The sequence below is a fragment of the Paraburkholderia sp. SECH2 genome, assembly GCF_030464795.1.
In the GTDB taxonomy this organism is placed as follows: domain Bacteria; phylum Pseudomonadota; class Gammaproteobacteria; order Burkholderiales; family Burkholderiaceae; genus Paraburkholderia; species Paraburkholderia aspalathi.
On sequence record NZ_JALPRH010000001.1, the window covers coordinates 226,989 to 248,853 of the forward strand.

Consider the following 21,865-nt stretch of genomic DNA (forward strand, 5'->3'; position numbering starts at 1 on the left):
GGAATCCTATTTCTGCAGACGCGGGTTCAATGCTTCGCGCAGACTGTCGCCGACTATATTCATGCTGAACACGAGCACGAGCAGCAACAGGCCGGGAAAAACACTGATCCAGTAAAAGCCCGCGATCAATTGCTGATAGCCGTTCGCGATCAGCAGACCCAGCGAGGGCTGCGTGACCGGCAGGCCGATACCGAGAAAGCTCAAAGTTGCTTCGGCTGAAATGGCGGCGGCAATCTGTACGAGGGCAATCACGATGACGGGCGGAAGGCAGTTCGGCAGCAACTGGCTGAACAACGCGCGCCGGTGGCTCAAGCCGAGGCACAGCGCGGCCTCCATATACTCCTTACGGCGTTCAACGGCGGCGACTGCTCGCACGGTGCGGGCAAAATAGGCCCACTGCACGACTACCAGCGCGAGGATCACCTTGTCGACGCCCTGGCCGAGAATCGCGAGCATCATCAGCGCGACGAGAATCGTCGGAAAGCCGAGCATCAAATCGACGGCGCGCATGATGAGCGTATCGACGTAACGGCCGAAGTACGCGGCGACGAGGCCGAGCGTCGTGCCGAGCGTCATCGCGAAGACGCCGCTCAGCAGGCCCACACCGAGGCTGATACGCAGCCCGTACATCATCGCGGCGAACATGTCGCGCCCGAGCGCATCGCTGCCAAGCAGGTACAGATGACCATTCACGCCACGCGCGCCGGGTGGAAGGCGGCCATCGACGATATTGAGCGCGGCGAGATCATAGGGATTCTGCGGCGCGATCCACGGCGCAAGCAGCGCGATCACAACGAGCACCAGACATACACAGGTCGCGACGGCGACGGCCGGCTTGCCGAACAGGCTGCGCAGCACGATGCCCAACGTCGTATTGCGATCAACCTGCCACGCAGAAAAACTTGCGCTGCTTCTCATGCCGCCTCCAGCCGCACGCGCGGATCGAGCAGCGAATAGATGATGTCGACGGCGAGATTAAGTAGAGTGAACATCGCGACCACGATCAGCAGATAGGCAACGATCACCGGACGGTCGAGCTTCGTGATGCTGTCAATGATCAGCTTGCCGACGCCAGGCCACGCGAAGATCGTCTCCGTCACGGTGGCGAATGCGATCAACGAGCCGAATTCCATACCCACAACCGTGACGATGGGAATCAGGATGTTCTTCAGGACATGCACGAAGATCACGCGCCGCTCGCGCAGGCCTTTGGCTCGGGCGAATTTCACGTAGTCGAGCGGCAGCGTTTCGCGCACGCCAGCGCGCGTGAGGCGCGTGACGAGCGACATCTTGAAGAGCGACAGATTGAGCGCGGGCAGCAGCAGATGCCGCAGGCCGTCCCACGTCGCGAGGCTGGTGTGGATGCCGAATAGCATGCCGGGTTGGCCACGGCCGGCCGACGGCAGCCAGCCCAGCGTGACCGAAAAGATCAGCACGAGCATGATGCCTTGCCAGAAGTTCGGCAGGCTAAAGCCGAGGATCGAGCCCGTCATCACCGTGCGGTCGAGCACCGATCCCGCCTTCAGCCCAGCGATCAGGCCGAGCGGCAGACCGACTATCAGCGCAAGCACCAGCGCCACGAGCGCGAGTTCCAGCGTTGCCGGCAGGCGTTCAAGAATCAGCTGGATCGATGGCTGGTTGAACACGAAGGAGCGCCCGAGATCGCCGTGCAGTGCTAGTCCGATGAAATGCAGATACTGTTGCCAGAGCGGCTGGTCGAGTCCGAGCGATTGCACGGCCTGGGCGATTTCGGCCGGGGTCGCGTCCGCCGGGACGAGAATCGCGATCGGGTCGCCGATGGCGAACACGCCGCAGAAGACGAGCACGGACGTGAGCAGCAACACGCCGATGCTCTGGATGAGCCGCCGGATGATGAAGGCGATCATTGCGTGTGAAACCTCAAATGATGAAAATGCGGGGGGTCCGGTGGCGCAAACGGCACCGGGCTCATGCAACGCCCCGATCATTCGACGGCAAAAAACTGTCCGCAACCTTATGTCGAATCAACATAACCCTATGCAGAACCTGAAATGAACCTTAAGCAACTCGAAGCTTTTGTGGCGATTTCGACGCTGCATACGACTACGGCAGCCGCGCAACGGCTGGGATGCTCGCAGTCGGCGGTGAGTCGCCTGCTGAGCCAGTTGGAGGAGGATCTCGGCCTGAGCCTGTTTGTGCGCGAACAGGGCCGCCTGACGCCAACGCGTGAGGGCGACGCGCTGGTGCAGGAAGTGGAGACGATCGTCGAAGCGGCGCGGTGCCTCGAACGGCATGCCCAGCAACTGCGACTGGCCGGCACGCAGCGCAAGCTCGTGCGCATCATGGTTCCGAATACCTTTGCCCAGTTCCTGCTGCCCGCTGTGATGCAGCATTTCTACGAAACGCATCGCGACGCGGTATTGGAAGTGTTTTCGGGTACTTACGACGCTTCAGAACGCGCATTGCTGAGCCGGGAGGTCGATCTGGCGTTCGTTCGACTACCGACGCGCCTGTCCGGCTTTTTAGTCAAATGGCGGTTCAACAGTGAATCGGTGTGCGTGATACCACGCTCGCATCCGCTCGCCCGGAACGCGACCGTCACCGCGCGCGATCTGGACGGCGTACCGCTCGTGCTGCTATGGCGTCAGAGCGCGCTTCGTCACGAAGTGGACGCGGCGTTCCGCAGCGCGCGGGTCACGCCCAATGTGGTCGCAGAGGTGCATTCGGTGAGCGTGGCGTGCGCGATGGCGGCACGTGGGGTCGGTGCGGCGATCGTCAACCGGTTGATCGCACAATGCTGCGACACGGAACAGTTCGTGATGAGGCCATTCGTGCCGACGATCAGCTTCGAGACAGGGATAGCATCTCTCGAATCCGATCCGATCAGCGGAACTTGCCATGCATTTGCCGCGTGCCTCGCCGAAGCGTTGGACAATCTCCATGCCCTGCGCGAGGCTGACTAGTTTTACTGCGCGCCGCTATCACTTGAGGCTTCAATCCCTTTGGTGGGACCCGGTTTTTCCATTGCCTCATGTGCATCGCCCACACACGGCATGTTCGACGCAGTTCGTTGAACTGGCCGAGCGAAGGACAATCTTCCGCTAGAATGGCATTTATCTGAATAAACTTCCGAGAATGCCATGACCACCCGAAATCGCCCACTGGACAACCAGGATCGGAAGATCATGCGCGAGTTGCAGAAGAACGCGCGCCTGAGCAACGCCGAACTCGCTGAACTGGTCGGCATGTCGACCACGGCCTGCTGGAATCGCACGCGTCAGTTGGAGACGGAGGGATACATCCGCGGCTACGTCGCGTTGCTCGATCAGCAGAAGCTCGGTTTCGCCGACGTGGTGCTGCTCGAAGTCACGCTCGACCGTCACGACGACGACGCCCTCGCCCGCTTCGGCGCCGAACTGGCAACGTTGAGCGAAGTGCTGGAGGCGTATCTGGTGTCAGGCGATTACGACTACCTGGTCAAAGTCGCAGTCGACGGGACGGCGGGCTACGAGCGGTTTCTGCGCGAGAAGCTCTATAAAATCGCGGGCATCCGCCATAGCCGCTCGATGTTTGCCCTGCGCTGCATGAAGAGCATTCCGTCGATTGCGATCTAGTAGACGTCACGTTGCGCCATTCAGTGCTTATGGTGCAGCCAGTCCTTGATCGGATGCGCGTGCAGCCAGCGGGCAACCGGCTGGTCGTTGTGTTCCCGCCTGTAACGTATCGCGGTAAATATCACGATGCATAACACCACCGCGATTCCCACTACAAAACTGGTCATCGACTCGGTCATGGCAACCTCCTTTGAGGTCAGAACCATGCCTGTATTTTAGGTGACCAGAGAAATAGCGACTGCCGTTCTCATTCATCTGCGGAGACCGCAACTCGTTGCAGCACGGTCATCGGACCGAGCCTCTTGATGACGTTCATCTGGGCGGCGTCCCGCACGAAGAGCGATCCCGCGAAACCCAGTGCATTCACCGAAATTCCCTCGACACGTTCCGAAGACCGTGGCACGAGCAGCATCCATCGAGGCGCGACAAGCAGGTTGTATGGCGCCGACGGGTGCAGTTCGCCGTTCACTTCGATCGCTAGCAGGCCAACCGCTTCGAGCAACGCGTGGTAGCAATCGAGCGCGGCGTGTGCGGCGTGCGCTGAGGCGGCAGGCGCCAGTTCCAGACGGGCGAACGCGTGCTTGAAAGGCAGACCGTCTACCGTGCCAACAATCGCATCGTCCATACACGCGGACTCGAGAACGGACTCAATAGGGACCGGCGGACCTGATTCTCCAAACGGCAGCGGCACGATCTGCAGATGCTTGTGAAGTTGACTCGCGCCGGCCTCCACGCCGCCGTTGTAGAAACCCAGACCATCGAACTCAGTCATGCACGCGACCAATGCAGCAAAGTCCGTCAGGTCGAGCAGCGTGTCCTGCGATTTGAAGCTGCGCGTGACGATCAGGAGATGATGGTCGATGACGTTGAACTTGTTGAGCAACGCAACGTGAGTGTCCGAGATATCGGCCACAAAAAGGTCTGGGTCATAAGGAAGGAACGGATTGAACGTCCCGGCGTTGAGCTTAGGCGCTTGTCGAGCTTCCTCCTTGCGCGTGAGGCTTGAGACCTGGCGGACAAGGAAGCTCACGCCACCTTCTTCGATCAGCGCCTGGTTTGTCTCGATCGGTCGTAACGCGCCAGAACGCAGCGCATGCTCAGTCTGGCGCAGGATGGCCGGCCACAGGGTGCCGGGCTGGAGATGTAGAGGCTCCATGGATCAGGCCGACCGGCGTGCATCTCGCGAACGCGCACGCCGCGGAATAAGCGTAACCACACCTACGCTTTGTAACCAATCGCACGTAACAGATCCTTGCGCCATTGAACGTCCTCCTCGTTTTCCACACCGAGCGGTGGGAACCCGTCGACCACACCCAGGATACCGCGCCCCTGGTCTGTCTCGGCAACCAGAATCTGCGTGGGATTCGCCGTCGCACAGAATATCCGGCATACCTCCGGCACAGCCTTTATTGCGTTCAGAACATTGACCGGGAAAAAGCCATCGCCCAAAAAGACCAGGAAGCTGTGGCCTGCCGCGATAGCCATGGCATTCCGGCACGCCAACTCGATCAGTTCGGCGTCGGTGCCGGACCGGCGCACGAGGCGCTTGCCCGATGCTTCACAAAAGGCCAAACCAAACTTGATGCCCGGAACTGTACCGACCAGTGCCTCGTGCAGATCCTCGACAGACTTGATGAAGTGGCTTTGCCCCAGGATGAAGTTCGTCGCCTCGGGTTTGTCGATTGTTACCGTAAGCATTTGCATATCGGACCTCGCTGTGTGGCGCCAGAAACACCAGGGGAAGGTTGCTTTCGTCAGCAAATGTCAGCTCATCAAATTTCGCGAGCCGGCGACTGCCTTCCACGATCAAGCCTAGTACGAACCCGTCGTCAGCGGAAGCGTGAGGCGCGGGTGGCCTCGTCATCACCAGCGCGCACTGGCTACGATGAGACGCATGACTGCGCATTTGCTGCACTAGAATTAATTTTCAGACTACCAGAAAGCGCTGGCGAGCCGTAGCTGGTCAACGCAGTTGGGAATCGTGTTGGAGAAGCGCAATGCCGACGTACCAATATCGTTGCGAGAAATGTGGCGAGTTGTTCGAACACGCTGAACATCTCGCGGAACATGAGGTCGCCCATCCGCGATGCCCGAAATGCGGAAGCGAGACGTGTCAGCACGTACCGACACCATTTGTCGCCAAGACGTCGAGAAAGAGCTGAGACCTGCTCCTTGAGCCCCCGTCAACGCTGGATGATTTTCGTTGCGAGCACAGGCGGCGCGCTCGAGGTATTCGATTACGCCGTCTATGGATTTTTCGCACAAAGCATTGGCCGCGAATTCTTCCCGGCACGAATAGGCCTGCCCGCAGAAACACTGTCGTTCGCGGTCCTGGCAGCCGGTTCCATGTCGAGGCTCGTGGGCGGCATCTTCCTCGGCCGGCTAGGCGACAAGTACGGCCGGCGCATTGTGTTCACCTCGTCGGCAATGGTCGCTGCTGTGTCGACCTTGCTCATCGCAATACTTCCTTCATACGAATCACTGGGCGTTGGCGCGCCAATGCTCCTGGTTCTGCTGCGAATCACACAAGGTTTGTGCCTGGGCGGCGAATTGCCGGGTGCAGTGATCTATGCCGTTGAAACAGCACACGCGAAACCCGGGATCTTATGCGGCATGGTGTTTCTCGCTGTCAATATTGCGCTCATGCTTGCCATCAGCATCAATCTCGGCGTGCAGATGATTCTCACGTCGGATCAGGTCCGCGCATTCGGTTGGCGGATCGGCTTTCTGGTTGGCGGTATTCTAGGTCTGCTGAGTTTCGTCGTACGGCGCACGTTGGCGGAAACCGACGAATATGCGCGGGGAGTGAGCGCCCGGCACCGCGAGCCGCTCGCTGTTCTGTTCCGTAAGCATGCCGCGTCCGTGCTGACGGGCGTCGCTGCGGCGTCACTGGTGGGGGCGTCCAGTGGTCTCTTCGTGGCGCACATGCCGGCCTATCTCCAGACGCTGCACTATGCCCCGCGGAAGATTGCGAGCGCTCAGTTCCTGTATGTGGCCGCCATCTCGGGCTGCATCCTCGTCACAGCGTACTTCGGCGAGCTGCTGTCGCGACGTTATGTCTTCATGTCGGGGGCCGTACTGTCAGCGCTGTTCGCTCCTTTCTTTTACGTTGCGGTGACTCGGCATCAGGTCAGCTTGCCGCTGCTGTTTCTGATGGCCGGTGTCGTCGCTTCGTTTGCAAATGGAACCTACGCGTGCGCGATTGCGGAGATGTTTCCCGTCGACGTGCGATTCAGCGGCCTCGCCACCGCCATGAATGTCGGTCTCGCCGCGCCGATGGCAATAGCGCCGCTCGCCGCAAGCATTCTTGCATCCACAACAAACTGGACATTTTCACCTGCGCTTGTCGTGGTGCTTTGCGCGACATTCGCATTCGTTGCGTCGTTCCGAATGAAGCGTCACCGCGAGGAGGCTGTAAGCGTCAAAATGGGCAACGAGTCGCTGTTCCAGGAGCGCAAATGAATCCTCAGGAGTTCGTCAGGATCGGAGACACCGAACTCGATATCCAGCGCTACGAATTGCGTCGGGCTGGACAGCAGATTCCTCTTGAGCGCCTGCCGATGGAGTTGCTGATCCTGATGGCGTCCCGCGATGGACAACTCGTAACGCGCGCAGACATCGTCAGGGCGCTATGGGGCGGTAACGCTTTCCGCGAAACGGACAACAGCATTAACACAGCAATTAGAAAAATCCGGATCGCACTAGATGAAAATCCCGACCACCCATTGCATCTGACTACAGTCAAGGGGAAGGGGTATCGTCTAAACGGCACGAGGACGTTCTCCGAGGAGCCTTTGCAAATTCCCGCGGAAGCGGTTCGCGTGCTGGTTTTGCCCTTCGAAAACAACACCGGCGACTCAAGCGAGGACAGTCTCTGCGACGCGCTTGCGGACGAGACCTCCGCGAACATCGGGGTACTCAATCCCGAGCGGATTCTCGTTATTGCCAGGACAACGGCCGCCCGCTACCGGCGGGTGAATAAGAGCATCGCGGAGATAGCGCACGAACTGTCAGTCGACTATGTGCTCGAAGGTTCGCTAACACGGGACGGAGGAAGGGTTCGCATCCTGGCGCATCTGATCCGCTGTGTCGATCAGGTGCAGATCTGGAGCCGTGCACATGAGCCGATGACACGCGGTGCACTGGATATCCAGAAAGAGGTTGGAACGGCCCTTGCGCAGGAAGTCTCGCCGGCGCTTGCGCAACAGCAGCAACACATGCTCGCAAGACGTCTGCCGGTCGATCCGATGGCGCACGATGCCTACCTGCGTGGCCGATACTACTGGACTCGGCGCGTTCATTTCGATGCGGGATTCGCCGCACATCATGCGTTAAATGACGAGGACTTCATTCGCGCGCGGAGCTACTTCGAAAGTGCTGTCGATCGCGACCCGACTTACGCGCTCGGCTACGTCGGCTTGTCGAATATCTTCGGATCGACCGCCACGCATGGGTTCTACGCGCCGTCGCACGGCTACCCCAAAGCGCGCGAATCGGCACTTCGTGCCCTCGCGCTCGATGCGAGTCTTCCAGAGGCTCACCAGGCGCTTGCCGGTGTGCACTACTTCTACGACTGGGATTGGCAACGCGCGGAAGCCGAGTTTCTGAAGGCGTTGCGGCTCAACCCGAGCCATGCGGAAACCAGCCGCCTGTACGGACGTCTTCTACTGGTGCTCGGGCGAGAAGCGGAGGGACGAGCGCAGTTCGAGCTCGCCGAAAGTGTGGACCCACTGGGATTCGAAGGTTCGCGCGTATTCGGGCTCATACAGTCGGGCAGATACGAGGAGGTGATCCGCGAGTATCTCAACAGCGGGCACGGGAATAGATCGCCGTTGATCTACCAGTTGCTGGCTACTGCATTCGAAGTCCAGGGGCTATACGAAGAGGCGATCGAAGCGACCGTCGATGCATTGACACGGTGCAACGAGTTTGCCCGCGCGGCGTCCATTCGAGCGATCTGGGACTCGGGTGGCTATCAGAAGGTTCTGCAGTGGTATCTGCAGGATCTACAGACAAGGAGCCGAAAGCGCTATACATCGCCGCTCCTGTTTGCGGAATTGTACGCACGCCTCGCACAAGCAGACGAGATGTTTCACTGGCTCGAGGTCGCGGTTGCCGAGCGCTCGCCACGGTTATGTGAACTGCGCACTAACCCATGGTTCCAGCACTATCGGTCAACAGGACGGTTCCGGAAAGTCGAAAAGCAAGTTGGTTACTGATTAGGCGGTCGGGGCAAAGCCCGGAGGTAATCAATGCAGTGGCTTGTCGACTGGGTCCCGTTGAGCCTCCACACGCACCGTCATACGTTGCGCGTATTAAGTCCTTTCGACGTGAAGGCCGACTCGGGATGCAGGGCACCGGTTCGTCATTTGCCGCGGTAGAACTCGCTCCGCAAGCGGCTTTGTTCTCCGCTTTGCTGTGCACGAATGAGATCCTGGTAAACCTGTTGCCGCGAGAGCATCGCTGTGGATCCGGATTCGCCTGTCGACGCGCTGACTGTGCCGCCGACGTCCTGAGCGGCAGGTGGTGTTGCAGACTGCACCGGGTTGTCTTGCGCCCACACTTGTCCAAAAGAGAGGGAGGCGGCGCATATCGCCACGAGTCGAAGTGTTTTCATGTTGACTGACTCCAGCAAGGTAATGCGAACACGGTCAACACATGAACAGACGGTTGGCCGCAATGGCGTTTCGAACGACGTCGCACTTGGCGTCTCGTTCGTAGCGCTTGCCTCATGTTGCGGTCGGACTGCAGAAATCACTATCGAGGCAATATGAAGAAATCGTTAACTTGCACGGGCCCACGCACACGCGTGGCGGTAGGAGCAAAGCGTGCCGGCGAAGCGCAGTCGTAAGCATGTGCTGAGGACATAGTAAACTGCGTCAATCAGGAAGTGATCCTTGTCCGGCACAGCTGACCGCGCCGGATACCGTATGTGTACGCAACAACACAAGGACCTCATGAGTCGTCTCGTCGTCGTTTCAAATCGCACTGCCGACCCTCGCAAGCCTGCAGCCGGCGGACTCGCCGTCGCTGTACGCGAAAGCCTGCAACAAACTGGCGGCCTCTGGTTCGGCTGGAGCGGCAAGATCCGCGAAGCCGCGGATGGCACGCAATCCGGCCAGGGGGAAGTTCATGTCCAAACGGCCGGCAACGTCACGCTCGCGACGCTCGATCTGAGCCGCGAGGATCACGACACGTACTACCTCGGTTACTCCAACGATGTCTTGTGGCCGGTATTCCACTACCGGCTGGATCTGGCCAATTTCGACACGCGATTCGCCGCGGGCTATCGCAGGGTCAACCAGTTATTCGCGCAGAAGCTGCTGCCGCTCCTCAAACCGGACGACCTCATCTGGGTTCACGATTACCAGTTGATCCCGCTCGCGGCCGAGTTGCGCGCCATGGGATGCACCAACCGCATTGGCTTCTTCCTGCATATTCCGATGCCGCCACCGCTGATCATGGCCGCGATTCCGGAACACGAATGGCTGATGCGCTCGCTCTTTGCATACGATCTGGTGGGCTTCCAGAGCGAAGCTGACCTGAGGCATTTTTCTCACTACGTCGAATCGGAAGCGCACGCGGAACGCTTGAGTCCGGATCGCCTTCGCGCATTCAATCGAACGCTGCGGGTCGGCGCCTATCCGATCGGTATCGACGTCGACGATTTCAAGCGTCTTGCCGATTCGAAGGAAGGGCGCGACATGTTCGTCCGGATGCGCGACGAGTATTCGCGGCGGCGTTTGCTGGTAGGCGTCGACCGGCTGGACTATTCAAAGGGACTGCCGCAACGCGTGCATGCGTTCCGCGAACTGCTGACCTACTACCCGGAAAACCGCGATAGCGCGACGCTGATCCAGATCGCGTCGCCTAGCCGCGAGGACGTCGGTGCCTACGACAATCTGCGGCGTCAAATGGATAGCCTGTGCGGCGCGATCAATGGCGACTTTGGCGAACTCGACTGGATGCCGGTGCGCTACATACATCGGAACGTGGCCCGTAAGCGGCTGCCAGGTCTTTTTCGCGCGAGTCGAGTGGCGCTCGTCACACCGTTGCGGGACGGCATGAATCTGGTCGCAAAGGAATTCATCGCCGCACAGGACGCTGCGGACCCGGGCATGCTGGTGCTCTCGCGTTTTGCCGGAGCCGCCGAGCAATTGAAGGAAGCGCTGCTGGTCAATCCCTACGACACGCAAGGAACGGCGCAGGCCATTCAACGGGCGCTAACCATGTCGCTTGACGAGCGGATCAACCGGCACGAAGCGCTGCTTAACCGCATCCGCAAGTTCGATGTGCACTGGTGGAGTTCGACGTTTCTGCAAGCGTTGGAAGACTGCGAGCCGAATGAAGCGGCGGCGAGCGGCACCAGCTGAACATCTGGCTGAACGGCATCAACCTCGAGACGCCAGGCGTCGCGCCTGGCGTCTATCACCACCGCCTGTCAGGCAGCAGGATCCGCTCGTCCACCTGACGGACGTCAGTGTGGCCGCAAAAGGCCATGGTGATGTCCAGTTCCTTCTGGATGATCTGCAGGCACTTGGTGACACCCTCCTCGCCCATTGCGCCCAGCCCATAGAGAAAGCTGCGGCCGATCAGCGTGCCTTTCGCACCGAGCGCAACGGCCTTCAGCACATCCTGTCCGCTGCGGATGCCGCCATCCATCCACACTTCAATGCGCGAACCGACCTCGCGTGCGATCTCGGGGAGCGCGGAGATCGAAGAAGGCGCGCCATCGAGTTGCCGGCCACCATGGTTGGAGACGATCAACGCGTCAGCGCCGCTGTCGGCGGCAAGGCGCGCATCTTCTGCATCCATGATGCCTTTGAGAATGAGTTTGCCGCCCCACATCTTCTTGACCCACTCGACGTCTGCCCAGCTCAGCGCCGGATCGAACTGCTCGGCGGTCCACGAGCTCAGCGACGACAGATCGCCCACGCCCTTCGCATGACCGACGATGTTGCCGAAAGTACGCCGCTTGGTGCCGAGCATGCCGAGGCACCAGCGCGGTTTGGTCGCGAGGTTGATGAGGTTCGCCGGGGTCAATTTGGGCGGCGCCGACAACCCGTTCTTGATGTCCTTGTGGCGTTGGCCGAGGATCTGCAGGTCCAACGTCAGCATCAAGGCGCTGCACCGTGCCGCTCGAGCGCGCTCGATCAGCCGCATGATGAAATCGCGGTCACGCATCATGTAAAGCTGGAACCAGAACGGTTGAGTGGTCTGGGCGGCCACGTCCTCGATCGAGCAGATGCTCATCGTCGACAAAGTGAACGGCACGCCAAACTTCTCCGCCGCGCGCGCCGCCAGGATTTCACCGTCGGCATGCTGCATGCCGGTCAACCCCGTCGGTGCGAGCGCCACGGGCATGGCGGCCGTCTGACCGATCATTTCCGTGCGCGTGCTGCGGCCCGCCATGTTCACCGCCACACGCTGGCGCAACTTCAGGCGTTGGAAGTCGCTTTCATTGGCACGGTAGGTACTTTCGGTCCACGAGCCGCTGTCGGCGTAGTCGTAGAACATGCGCGGCACACGCCGCTCGGCAAGCACGCGTAAATCTTCTATGCAGGTGATGACAGGCACGGTTTCTCTCAGCGCAGGGAACAAGCGATGAGTGTACGTGCTTAAGACAGTCGTCCGGTACTCCGGGAATACCTGGGGATCATTCAGTCAGGCTCTGCGTAACGGCTTCTGGCAAGCCGCCAGCACCGCGCCGGCTGCGAGCAGCAAGGCGGAATAGACCAGCCCACGTGCGAGACCCGCGCCGTCCGAGACCCAGCCGATGATCATCGGCCCGACGATCTGTCCGAACGCGAACACGATCGTGAATGCGCTAATGCCCTTGCCCCAGTGGCTCGCCGGCAGATTGTGGCGCACGAAAGCCGTGGTCGATGCAACGGCCGAGAGAAACGTCGCGCCGAACAGCACGCCGGAGACAAACGCGACCCACGGTTGCGTGAACAACGCGGGCAACAGCGTCGCCACGGCGAGCAACGCGTTGAGTATGGCGAGCGCGTGACCGCCGCGCATGCGGTCGAGCAGACTGGACCACAAGCGTGCCGACACGACCGTCGCCACACCGAGCAACAGGTAGAAGCCCGTCACCACCGCCGCGCTCATGCCCGCGTTGCGCAGCAGTGCGACGATGAACGTCATGTAGCCGATATAGCCTACGCCGAACAGTCCATAGCCCGCCAGTGCGGGGCTGAAACGCGGCCAGGGTGGCGCGTCGGCGGTATCGGAAGCATCCGCGGTCGAGGACCGAGTTGTGTGCACGCTTTCAATTTTTCTAGCGGCGCCGATGGCAATCGCGGAGAACGCCGCGCACGCGACGGCCAGTGCGAACCAGGCAAACTGCCAGCCATGCACGACGTTGAAAATCGTCAATGGCACCAGCACCGACGAAGCGACGATGCCCCACCCCGTCCCGCCGTAATACAGGCCGAGCACAAGCCCTGCATCGTGCGGTCTCGCCGACGCCAGCCGCGCCGCCAGCACGCCGCCGCTGACGAAAACCGCCGCACTGCTCACGCCGGTGATCACGCGCAGCACGAGTAGCGAATGCGTGTCGTCCAGCAAACCGCTGATGGCCATCAGCAGCGCAGTGGCCACGCAGCCCGCGCCGAACAATACGCCGGCCGACCAGCGGCGTGCGAGCCGCGGATAAGCTAGCGCGCCCAGCAGATAGCCCAGCGCGTTGGCGGTATTCATCGCGCCGGCTTGAGCAAAGCTCCAGCCGAGGTCGAGTTTCATCGACGGCAACAGCAACGCGTAAGCGAAGCGCGCGAGGCCCAGCGCGATCGCGCTGCCTAGCGACAGGCCGGCTGCCAGCATCAAGGTGGGGAGGCGCTGCGCCGCTTCGGTGGGCGTGGCGGTCGATGCGGCGTCGAGAGATTTTGTTGGCATTGGCTAGCGTGAGTAGACAAGGATGCGGCAGGCTTGCTGCGGCATTTCGCCATCATATCTGGGGGCGCTCCGTTCGGCTGACGGTTAGTTGCGGATCAGACGCCCAACGCTTGGCTGCAAGGCCTTCTGGCCGGGCGCAGCCAGTACCAAGCCTCGGTTCAAAGCCCTGTCCAATTCATTTTCTAAATGCGAATGATTTGCATTTACGATGAAATTGGCCCATCATTCAGTCCATGCCATCAGACGAATGCCGAAATCATGATCACAGCCGACCTCAGCCGCCCCGAAACCGAAAGCAAACGCGCAGCCGCCGCGACGCCTGACACCGCCGCTGGGTCGAAGGCAGCGGCCGCGCTTGAAGTGCTGCTGTCGCGCCAGTCCCACTGGCCGCTCACCGAGCCGGCCCCGGCCGACGCCGAGCTCGATCTGATCTTCGATGCCGCCTTGCGCGCGCCCGATCACGGCAATTTGCGGCCGTGGCGCTTCGTCACGATCCGCGGCGACGCACGCGGCCCGCTCGGCGACGTGCTGGTCGACCTCGCCTGTGCCCGTTCGTCGGGCGAGCCGCGCTCCGCGCATGCGCATCGGCGGCAGAAGGCCTACGCGGCGCCGATCGTGATCGCGCTCGGCGCGGCAGTTTCGTCCCAATCGACCGTGCCCGAGACCGAGCAATTGCTGGCGGTCGGCGCGGCGGCGATGAACATGCTGAATGCGATCCACGCGCTGGGCTACGGCGGCTTCTGGGCCACGGGCGCCGACAGCTATGAAGCGCAATTGCACGACGCGCTGGGTTTCGCGCCGAATGAGCGATTGCTCGGCTTCCTCTTTGTCGGCACGCCGAAAAACCCCGGGCAAGCAACAGCACGCCCAGCACGCAGCGAACACGTGCGTGAATGGCTGCCGCCGCAGCCGGCTAAAAATTGAAGCAAGCATCCGGCGCAAGCACTGCGTCACCGCCTATCCGTCGCGAGCGACAAGCGCTGGCCTGCGACGTGGCCTCCTCCGATCAGGCCGGCGCGACTCATTGGACCGTGTCCATTCAGGAGCCTCGATGAACTTCCGCTCTCAATACAGCAGCCGTCCCGAACTGGTCGACGATCACGTCACGGATTCCACCGACGCGCCCGATCGCACGGTTCTCAGCGCAGTGCGCACCTGGCTGCGGCCGGCGTGTGAAACCGTGCGCGGCGGGGTGCACTGGCGCGACATCCTGATCGGCGTGGGCTTGCGGCAAGACGGTATCGAACATTTCGATCTGCTGATGCGTTCGCTGATGCACGTGTCCTATCGTCCGCTCGACATGCGATGCCGCTGCGCCAGCGATCTCGGCAAGGACGAAGCCGTGATCCTGCAAACCATCGCGCTGCTGCAAAAGACGCACAGCGGCGCTGCGTTGCGCATGCTGAGCGAATGGCTGCCGGCGCCGGCCGTGAGTGGCGTGTTGAAGCTGATCCGCTGGTTCGCCATCGATCTGCTCGACGCCGGTGTCGAACTCGACGTGCAAGCGCGCCGCGTCACCTATATGCATTGAGGACCCGAGCGTATGCCGTCGGAACTCGCTTATCTCGCGCCCTCGCGTGTACGTGACAGCATCGACTCGCAGGCGACGAATAGCGCTAATGCGTTGCAAGCCGATCACCCTGCTTCACCGGTTCAACCTGCTCGAACCGCACACGCGATCGTCAGCGCGGCCGCGCCGCAATTCGTCTCGCATCCGCTAACGCGCCACTATCCGCAGCGCGTCGCCGCGCTACGCGCGGGTGAATTGCATCTGTGGCGATTCCGCTGCGAATGGCTGCCGGTACCGGTGCAGGAAGGCGAAACGTGGATTTCGAAGGGAGAGCGCGAACGCGCAAAGCTTCACCCGAACTCGGCGCTACGCAAACGCTTTATCAGCGCACGCGTGGTAACGCGCTGGATCGTCGCGAATCTGTTCGACTGCGAGCCGCATGAGGTTGATCTGCAAGACGACGGGAACGAGAAACTGCGCGCGCGAAATCCGCACGACGGTCGGGGCATCACGATTGATATCGCTTACGCCGGTATCTGGATCGTGATCGGCATTGCGTCGACAACACTAGGTCTTAGCGTCGTCGTCCCTTCGCCTGGCGCTGCGCTTGACGAGGCTCAGGAAAACTCACGTCAACGGGCGCGTTACGGCAGCTTGTGCAATGCGTTGCGCTATGCGCCTGTCGATGTCGATCTGGATCTGCTCTCGAGCAACACCGCATCCTGTGCGTTCGATCTTGCCGAACATGGCCGCTGGCATGTGCTCGATCTGCCGATGTCGGGCAAGATTCGCGCAGCGGTTGCAATCGCCCAGCCGGTCACGCAGGTGCATGCGGTTGGATGGCCGAAGGCGTTGGTGTTTGGCGAACGAAAAGTTTAGCGAGTGAATGTTTTCGTCGACCACGCCACACATGCTGCGTAGGCTTCAGGCGCTGCGATCCAGCACGCGGCGATCTCGCGCATGTCATCCGGAATCTCATTGCGTAGCGTCACCTCGGCGCTGTCACGCGGCAGCACTGTCAGATGCTGCAAGCCACGCGTGATGCCCACGCCCGTCGTTTTGACGAGCGATTCTTTGGCGACCCATGCGTCGTAAAACGCGGCGTGCTGCTCTTCCACGTCGAGGTTGTCGATCCACGCCGCTTCGCTCGCGTCGAGCGTCAATGTCACGATCGAATGCCAATCGAAGCTGTCGCTGCGATGTTCGATATCAACACCGACACGCCGCTTAGGCGACATCGCGATGAGCCCATGCGAGCCTGCATGCGATACGTTGAAATCGAGTGTGTTGGAATCGGCTAGATGCGGGCGATGGTTTTCGTCTAGCGTGAATCGGACAGCGTGTGCCGCAATGCCGAGATGCCGCGCGAGTTGCTCTCGCAGCGCCACACGCACGGAAGCGAAACGCAGCGCATCTTCATGGCGATGAAATTTGCCGGCTCTCGCGCGTTCGTTGTCGCTGAGTGCGGCGAAGGCGGCATCCTCCAACGATGCGTCGAAAGCGAAATCGACCCGCCACAACAAAACGTCAGACGGGCCGTCATGCGGCAAGGGAACAGGTTCGATTGAAGACATCGCGAAGGTTCGAACGCAAGTGATAAGGTCGCAAGGAAATATTCGCGACTCTACCCGATATGACGATCGAATCGGCTCTATCTCCTGCCCCGTCGGTGTGTATAGTCAATTTTTTACAAGCGCGTTCTGATGGAATGGATCAGAGTATTGGTCACATTGCGCTAAGAAGCTCGGCTGGGACACGCCGGTTTGCGGGCGCTCTTCACTAAACCAGTCTGGAGGTTGCAAGACATGAAGGCCGCACACTATGCCTCAAAAGGCTCCGCTAGAGACGTTCTGGTGGTTGACGAGCAGCCTGATCCGGCCCCTGAAGCGGGCGAAGTCCTGGTGCGTATCGCGCACTCAGGCGTGAACCCTTCAGACGTCAAATCGCGCTCGGGCCTCACCAGCCCCGCAATGGATTTTCAGCGCGTTATTCCTCACAGCGATGGCGCCGGCGTCGTCGAGGCAGTTGGGGAAGGCGTGTCGAAACAGTGGATCGGACAGCGAGTCTGGACGATCAACGGCCAGTGGCAGCGGCCATTCGGTACCGCATCCGAATTGATCGCGTTGCCCGAAAGCCAGGTTGCGCGGCTCCCCGACAATGTGTCGACCGAGACGGGCGCCTCACTCGGGATTCCGCTTTTGACGGCCTGGTACGCGGTGCATGTTTGCGGAGAACTTCTCGGCAAGACGGTTCTTGTCTACGGCGCCACGGGCGCGGTAGGCGGCTACGCCGTGCAATTGGCCGCGCTCTCGGGCGCCAGAGTGATTGGCGTGGCCGGCAGCCGGGAGAAGTGCGAGCTCGCTTCTCGCCTGGGCGCCGAGTGGGTCATCAATCGCAACGAGCAGGACGTGGTGGCTTCGGTACGTGAGATCACCGCGGGCAAAGGTGTGGACGCCATCATCGAAGTCGACGCAGCAGCCAATGCCGGCAAATATGGCGAGCTGCTGAAGTTTGGCGGTGACGTGATCATCTATGGTTCGGGGGCTGCATTGATCGAGGTCCCCTTCAGATCGATGATTGTTGGCTTCGCGAATCTGCGATTCTTTATCGTGTATAAATTGCCCGTTGAGGTAAGGAAAGCCGCCATCGATGTGCTCACCCCGTTGCTGGAACGCGGGGCGCTGCAACATCCTCAGGTCGAGGTTTTTCCTTTGTCGGAAATCGCGAAGGCCCACGAACGCGTCGAGTCGGGCGCGACTGCCAAGATCCTCGTCGATACGCGCAGATAGGCGAACACCGCAGGAGGCCCTGATGAAGGATCGCGTCGAGTACAAACGCAGCAAGGAGATTCCAGGTCTCGTGCTGAGCGAGGCGCGCTTCTCCGAATTCCGCTTCGATCGTCACTACCATCTGGACTACCACATCGCGCTGGTAACCGAGGGGGTTCAGCGGCAGGGATTCCATGGCGAAACGCTGCTACTGACACCGGGCAGCATCCAGTTAATGCCACCCGGCGAAGTACATGACGGCAACAGCGCTGGGGACGAGTCGTACACACTCAAGACATTTCGCCTCTCACCCGAGTTACTGAACGGACTCGGTGAGGAGATCTCGGCGCAGAATCGTTTCCCTGCACTGGGCGGCGCGGTCCTTCAGGATTCGTCGCTTGCCGGCCATCTGTCGCGATTGCACGATGCACTGCGAGCGGCTCGGGCGGGTTCCGAGCCCCTGGCAGAACAGTCTGAATGGCTGACGCTACTTGACCGCCTGTTCGTCCAGACACGCATGGTCAAACCGCAGTTTGTCAAAGGCACACTCACCTCGGTGCAGTGGCGGCGCATCAAAGAGTATTGCGATGTCCACCTCGCCGAAAAAATCACGCTCGAAGAGCTTGCGGCCCTCTGCAACCTCGAGCGCTTCCATTTCCTCAAGCTTTTCAAGCAAACAGTCGGCATGACGCCACACGCCTGGGTCGTACGACTGAGGCTGGAACGCGCGTGCTCTTTGCTGAGTCACACTGACCACGGTCTGTCGCGGGTGGCTAACGAAGTCGGCTTTTACGATCATAGCCACTTCAGTCGTGCGTTCCGGCAAGCCTTTGGTGTATCGCCGTCGAAGTATTGACAGACCCGATCGCGGCAGACCGCGCAGCCCAAGCGCCGCACCCTCCATCACTCCCGCACCACTCGGACGAAGCTGCGTCAACACAACATTGACGCGCCACTAACGTCACGCTGCGCGTCCCGCGGACGACTGAACCCCACAAGCGAAAACCCTCAACTTTTTACAAGCGGGGCAGGTGCACGTCCTTTAACTTTGAGTCATGCGGAAAGTACGTTGTCTTTCCTGATGGCCGCACTGTACGAATCGCCCTGGAACACGAAATGACGAAACTCAGATACTACGACAGCGACGAACTGACGATGAACGCGCAGGTACTCGACTGCTCGCCCGCCGACGATGGCAAGTTCCGTGTGACGCTGGCCGAGACCCTGTTCCATCCGCAAGGTGGAGGTCAGCTCTCAGACCAAGGGACTATCGCTGGCGTAAGAATCGAGCGCGTGATTCACGAGGGCGACAAGGTGATTCACATCGCCGACCAGGAAGTCGCCATCGGCGATGCGCTGATTGAAGTATCGCCTGAGATCCGCATGCTGCACGCACGGCTCCACTCTGCCGGCCACCTGATTTCCGGCGTCGTGGAGCAGATGGGTTGGTACGCGAGCAAAGGTCACCACTGGCCCGGTGAAGGACGAGTCGTTTTTGAGCCACGCGACAACCCGCAGCCGCTGACTGTCGAGGGCGTGGAGCAGACCGTCAACCAACTCATCGCAGATGATGTACCGCGCCATCTTGCCGAAAAGGATGGCATCAGGTCGGTGTGCTTCGGTGACCAGCCGATGCATGGCTGTGGCGGCACTCATGTCAGCTCCGCTGGACAGATCGGCCGTATCAGGATCCTGAAGATCAAAGAGAAGAAAGGACAGCTCTCGATCCAGTACGACATCGAATCCTGATTCCCCAAATTTCACTTGTGCCGTGTGCGTCACGCGCCGGCACCTATTTCATACTCAAGGAGATCTCATGAACCGCGCTGAACTGGATGCCCGTCTCGCAGAACTCGGCATCGAACTGCAACCGCCGAAGGCGGCGATCGCCAACTATGTACCCACCGTTCTGGCAGATAGCTTCCTGCACATTTCCGGACAGGTCGCCTTCAAGGACGGCAAGCCGTTTGCGCTCGGCCAGGTCGGCCAAGAAGTGAGTATCGAGCAGGCGAAAGAAGCCGCACGGTTGAGCGGCATGGCGATTTTGTCGCAACTTCGTTCGCAACTGACGGACGACCTGAGCGTAATCCGCGTCTGCTCGGTGACAGGCTACGTGCACGCAGCCACGGAATTTACCGAGCACCCGGAAGTCATCAATGGCGCCTCGGAGGTTCTCGTTGAAGTCCTCGGTGAAAAGGGAAGGCACAGCCGCGCCGCCGTAGGCGTATCGAGCCTGCCGTTTCGTTGCCCGGTTGAGGTTTCCGCTGTCATCCAGCTCGGCAAACGATAACGCCTTTCACAGACGAAGTCCTGCTATGACACTGCATATCGAAACACCGCTAATCAAGTCGCGCGCGCTCTCACTCAAGACCGGCAAAACCGTTCTCCTGAAGCTTGAAGGGCTGCAACCGAGTGGTTCATTCAAGCTGCGAGGCGTTGGTTTCGCCTGCGAAGAACACAAACGCCGCGGTGCGCTCCGCTTCGTCGCTGCGTCAGGCGGTAACGCGGGGTACGCGGTTGCCTATGCGGGCCGGGAGCTTGGCGTTCCAGTGACGGTCGTCGTGCCGCAGACGACATCTGAGCGAGCCAAGGCGCTTATTCGTGGTGAAGAAGCAGAGGTCGTGGTTCATGGGGCATCGTTCGCTGAATCCAACGCCTATGCGCTTTCGATTCTGGGCGATGGCGACGCGTACCTCCATGCGTTCGACGACCCGCTGCTGTGGGAAGGCCACGCGACGATGATCGAGGAGATCGCCCGGCAAACCGAACGCCCCGACCTGCTGGTTTGCTCGGTCGGCGGTGGCGGTCTGCTGGCAGGCGTCGTTGAAGGACTGCAGCGAATCGGCTGGGGCGACATTCCGGTGTTGGCCGTCGAGACCGACGGCGCGAGTTCCTTCCATGCGGCGCTCAAGGCGGGTGCGCCAGTCGCATTGCCGAAGATTCAGTCCGTGGCGACCTCGCTGGGCGCCAACAAGGTCGCCGCACGCATCGTAGCGCTCGCCAAGGAACATCCGATCCGGAACTGCCTCGTGACTGACGCGGAAGCGATTCAAGGCAGCGTGACCCTGCTCGAAGAACTTCGCCTTCTGACCGAGCCGGCCTGCGGTGCATCGGTGGCCGCACTTGCCCACGTTCCCGAGTATTTCCCGGACGCGCAGCGCATCGTGGTCATCGCCTGCGGTGGCGTAGGCACGACAAGCCAGCAGTTGCTGGAGTGGTCCGATTTTTACAGGCTGGAGGGCGAGCAGGTCGCCGCCAGTCATTCCGATGAGGTGCATTCGTCCGAGAGCCCGCAACGATGAACGACGCGCTGATCCATTCGCTTGGCGACGAGCTGTACACCGCAGCAAAAGACTGTCGCGCGCTCGACCCGCTCACCACCCGCCACACCGATCTGACGATCGACGACGCGTACCGCATCCAGCAACGTGTGAACGCCCGCCGCACTGAAGCGGGGGAACGCATCATCGGCAAGAAGATCGGCGTGACCTCGCAGGTCGTGATGGACATGCTCGGAGTCTATCAACCCGATTTCGGCATGCTCACCGACGCGATGCTTTACGAGGCAGGCGACGCGATTCCGATCGCTTCCCTGATCCAGCCCAAAGCCGAGGGAGAAATTGCCTTTGTGCTCAAGCACGATCTGCGGGGACCTGGCGTGACTGCGGTGGATGTCCTCGCCGCCACCGCAGGCGTGATGGCTTGCTTTGAGATCGTCGATTCGCGCATCCGCGACTGGAAAATCCGCATCGAAGACACGGTGGCCGACAACGCGTCGTGCGGTGTCTTCGTGCTGGGCAAGCGCGTTGTCGATCCGCGCGAGGTCGACCTGGTCGGATGCGCGATGAAGCTGGAGAAGAACGGTGAGGTGGTCACTACCGGCTCAGGTGCCGCTGCGCTTGGTAACCCGCTTGAAGCAGTGGCGTGGCTGGCCAACACATTGGGCGAACTGGACGAGTCATTGAAGGCCGGTGAAGTCGTGCTGTCCGGCTCGCTGGCGGCGATGGTTCCCGTCGCAGCCGGCGACAGCCTCAATGCTTCCATTGACGGCATCGGCAGTTGCTCGGTGCGATTCGTTTGACCCGAAGGAGGAG

General features: G+C 60.7%; 24 protein-coding genes. 15 read left to right on the forward strand and 9 right to left on the reverse strand.

Going from position 1 to position 21,865, the window contains the following annotated elements; genetic code table 11:
* Positions 1–6 precede the first annotated feature (6 nt).
* A complete protein-coding gene (locus tag M0D66_RS01015) occupies positions 7–918 on the reverse strand; it encodes an ABC transporter permease (protein ID WP_200653894.1) in 912 nt (303 codons plus the stop codon).
* Positions 915–1,886, reverse strand: coding sequence for an ABC transporter permease (locus tag M0D66_RS01020; protein ID WP_211705959.1), 972 nt, complete (start codon positions 1,884–1,886; stop codon positions 915–917). Before M0D66_RS01020 ends, M0D66_RS01015 begins: the two co-directional genes overlap by 4 nt.
* A gap of 144 nt (positions 1,887–2,030) precedes the next feature.
* Here M0D66_RS01020 and M0D66_RS01025 point away from each other — a divergent pair, with 144 nt between their 5' ends.
* Both M0D66_RS01025 and M0D66_RS01030 read left to right on the forward strand, forming a co-directional pair.
* Positions 2,031–2,942 carry a LysR family transcriptional regulator gene (locus M0D66_RS01025; protein WP_211705960.1) on the forward strand — a complete coding sequence of 304 codons (912 nt, stop codon included), beginning with the start codon at positions 2,031–2,033 and terminating at the stop codon, positions 2,940–2,942.
* A 177-nt stretch (positions 2,943–3,119) separates the two neighbouring features.
* Complete coding sequence (locus M0D66_RS01030; protein WP_054035587.1) at positions 3,120–3,593, forward strand: Lrp/AsnC family transcriptional regulator; 474 nt, start codon at positions 3,120–3,122, stop codon at positions 3,591–3,593.
* Between the two features lie 20 nt (positions 3,594–3,613).
* On the opposite strand, the gene M0D66_RS01035 is transcribed toward M0D66_RS01030, so the two are convergent.
* From M0D66_RS01035 to M0D66_RS01045, 3 genes are all read right to left on the reverse strand, one after another.
* Positions 3,614–3,772, reverse strand: a complete 159-nt coding sequence (locus M0D66_RS01035; protein ID WP_211705961.1) for a hypothetical protein — start codon at positions 3,770–3,772, stop codon at positions 3,614–3,616.
* A 68-nt stretch (positions 3,773–3,840) separates the two neighbouring features.
* The gene (locus tag M0D66_RS01040) at positions 3,841–4,749 is read right to left on the reverse strand and encodes a phosphorylase (RefSeq protein ID WP_211705962.1); all 909 of its coding nucleotides are present in this window, start codon (positions 4,747–4,749) and stop codon (positions 3,841–3,843) included.
* 62 nt (positions 4,750–4,811) lie between these two features.
* Positions 4,812–5,297, reverse strand: a complete 486-nt coding sequence (locus M0D66_RS01045; protein ID WP_211705963.1) for an adenosine-specific kinase — start codon at positions 5,295–5,297, stop codon at positions 4,812–4,814.
* Positions 5,298–5,590: 293 nt separating this feature from the next.
* Here M0D66_RS01045 and M0D66_RS01050 point away from each other — a divergent pair, with 293 nt between their 5' ends.
* From M0D66_RS01050 to M0D66_RS01060, 3 genes are read left to right on the forward strand one after another with little or no spacing between them, the layout of a single operon-like run.
* Complete coding sequence (locus tag M0D66_RS01050) at positions 5,591–5,755, forward strand: FmdB family zinc ribbon protein (RefSeq protein ID WP_093642035.1); 165 nt, start codon at positions 5,591–5,593, stop codon at positions 5,753–5,755.
* Positions 5,756–5,765: 10 nt separating this feature from the next.
* Positions 5,766–7,055, forward strand: a complete 1,290-nt coding sequence (locus M0D66_RS01055; RefSeq protein ID WP_211705992.1) for an MFS transporter — start codon at positions 5,766–5,768, stop codon at positions 7,053–7,055.
* Complete coding sequence (locus M0D66_RS01060; protein ID WP_093642029.1) at positions 7,052–8,812, forward strand: winged helix-turn-helix domain-containing protein; 1,761 nt, start codon at positions 7,052–7,054, stop codon at positions 8,810–8,812. Before M0D66_RS01055 ends, M0D66_RS01060 begins: the two co-directional genes overlap by 4 nt.
* Positions 8,813–8,958: 146 nt before the next feature.
* Here the strand turns inward: M0D66_RS01060 and M0D66_RS01065 are convergent, their stop codons facing one another.
* The gene (locus M0D66_RS01065; protein WP_266208849.1) at positions 8,959–9,210 is read right to left on the reverse strand and encodes a hypothetical protein; all 252 of its coding nucleotides are present in this window, start codon (positions 9,208–9,210) and stop codon (positions 8,959–8,961) included.
* A gap of 340 nt (positions 9,211–9,550) precedes the next feature.
* Here M0D66_RS01065 and otsA point away from each other — a divergent pair, with 340 nt between their 5' ends.
* Positions 9,551–10,966, forward strand: a complete 1,416-nt coding sequence (gene otsA, locus M0D66_RS01070) for an alpha,alpha-trehalose-phosphate synthase (UDP-forming) (protein WP_211705964.1) — start codon at positions 9,551–9,553, stop codon at positions 10,964–10,966.
* A 55-nt stretch (positions 10,967–11,021) separates the two neighbouring features.
* On the opposite strand, the gene M0D66_RS01075 is transcribed toward otsA, so the two are convergent.
* Positions 11,022–12,170 carry an alpha-hydroxy acid oxidase gene (locus M0D66_RS01075; RefSeq protein ID WP_211705965.1) on the reverse strand — a complete coding sequence of 383 codons (1,149 nt, stop codon included), beginning with the start codon at positions 12,168–12,170 and terminating at the stop codon, positions 11,022–11,024.
* Positions 12,171–12,257: 87 nt separating this feature from the next.
* A complete protein-coding gene (locus tag M0D66_RS01080) occupies positions 12,258–13,493 on the reverse strand; it encodes a YbfB/YjiJ family MFS transporter (protein ID WP_211705966.1) in 1,236 nt (411 codons plus the stop codon).
* Between the two features lie 258 nt (positions 13,494–13,751).
* Here M0D66_RS01080 and M0D66_RS01085 point away from each other — a divergent pair, with 258 nt between their 5' ends.
* From M0D66_RS01085 to M0D66_RS01095, 3 genes are all read left to right on the forward strand, one after another.
* Positions 13,752–14,417: a nitroreductase gene (locus M0D66_RS01085; RefSeq protein WP_211705967.1), complete on the forward strand. Its 666-nt coding sequence runs from the start codon at positions 13,752–13,754 to the stop codon at positions 14,415–14,417.
* A gap of 127 nt (positions 14,418–14,544) precedes the next feature.
* Positions 14,545–15,024 (forward strand): hypothetical protein, encoded by a 480-nt coding sequence (locus M0D66_RS01090; RefSeq protein WP_154562377.1) that lies wholly within the window; start codon positions 14,545–14,547, stop codon positions 15,022–15,024.
* A gap of 12 nt (positions 15,025–15,036) precedes the next feature.
* Positions 15,037–15,882 carry a hypothetical protein gene (locus tag M0D66_RS01095; protein ID WP_244869723.1) on the forward strand — a complete coding sequence of 282 codons (846 nt, stop codon included), beginning with the start codon at positions 15,037–15,039 and terminating at the stop codon, positions 15,880–15,882.
* Here the strand turns inward: M0D66_RS01095 and M0D66_RS01100 are convergent.
* A complete protein-coding gene (locus tag M0D66_RS01100; protein WP_211705968.1) occupies positions 15,879–16,577 on the reverse strand; it encodes a 4'-phosphopantetheinyl transferase superfamily protein in 699 nt (232 codons plus the stop codon). The two genes, M0D66_RS01095 and M0D66_RS01100, sit on opposite strands and share 4 nt — an antisense overlap.
* A gap of 231 nt (positions 16,578–16,808) precedes the next feature.
* Here M0D66_RS01100 and M0D66_RS01105 point away from each other — a divergent pair, with 231 nt between their 5' ends.
* From M0D66_RS01105 to dmpE, 6 genes are all read left to right on the forward strand, one after another.
* Complete coding sequence (locus M0D66_RS01105) at positions 16,809–17,792, forward strand: NADPH:quinone reductase (RefSeq protein ID WP_093642006.1); 984 nt, start codon at positions 16,809–16,811, stop codon at positions 17,790–17,792.
* Between the two features lie 22 nt (positions 17,793–17,814).
* Positions 17,815–18,627, forward strand: coding sequence for an AraC family transcriptional regulator (locus M0D66_RS01110; RefSeq protein WP_093642003.1), 813 nt, complete (start codon positions 17,815–17,817; stop codon positions 18,625–18,627).
* Between the two features lie 260 nt (positions 18,628–18,887).
* Positions 18,888–19,520 carry an alanyl-tRNA editing protein gene (locus M0D66_RS01115; protein ID WP_211705969.1) on the forward strand — a complete coding sequence of 211 codons (633 nt, stop codon included), beginning with the start codon at positions 18,888–18,890 and terminating at the stop codon, positions 19,518–19,520.
* A gap of 67 nt (positions 19,521–19,587) precedes the next feature.
* Positions 19,588–20,061, forward strand: a complete 474-nt coding sequence (locus tag M0D66_RS01120) for a RidA family protein (protein WP_211705970.1) — start codon at positions 19,588–19,590, stop codon at positions 20,059–20,061.
* A gap of 25 nt (positions 20,062–20,086) precedes the next feature.
* Positions 20,087–21,073, forward strand: coding sequence for a pyridoxal-phosphate dependent enzyme (locus M0D66_RS01125; protein ID WP_211700248.1), 987 nt, complete (start codon positions 20,087–20,089; stop codon positions 21,071–21,073).
* Positions 21,070–21,852: a 2-oxopent-4-enoate hydratase gene (gene dmpE / locus M0D66_RS01130; RefSeq protein ID WP_211705971.1), complete on the forward strand. Its 783-nt coding sequence runs from the start codon at positions 21,070–21,072 to the stop codon at positions 21,850–21,852. The genes M0D66_RS01125 and dmpE overlap by 4 nt, the downstream gene beginning before the upstream one ends.
* Positions 21,853–21,865 lie beyond the last annotated feature (13 nt).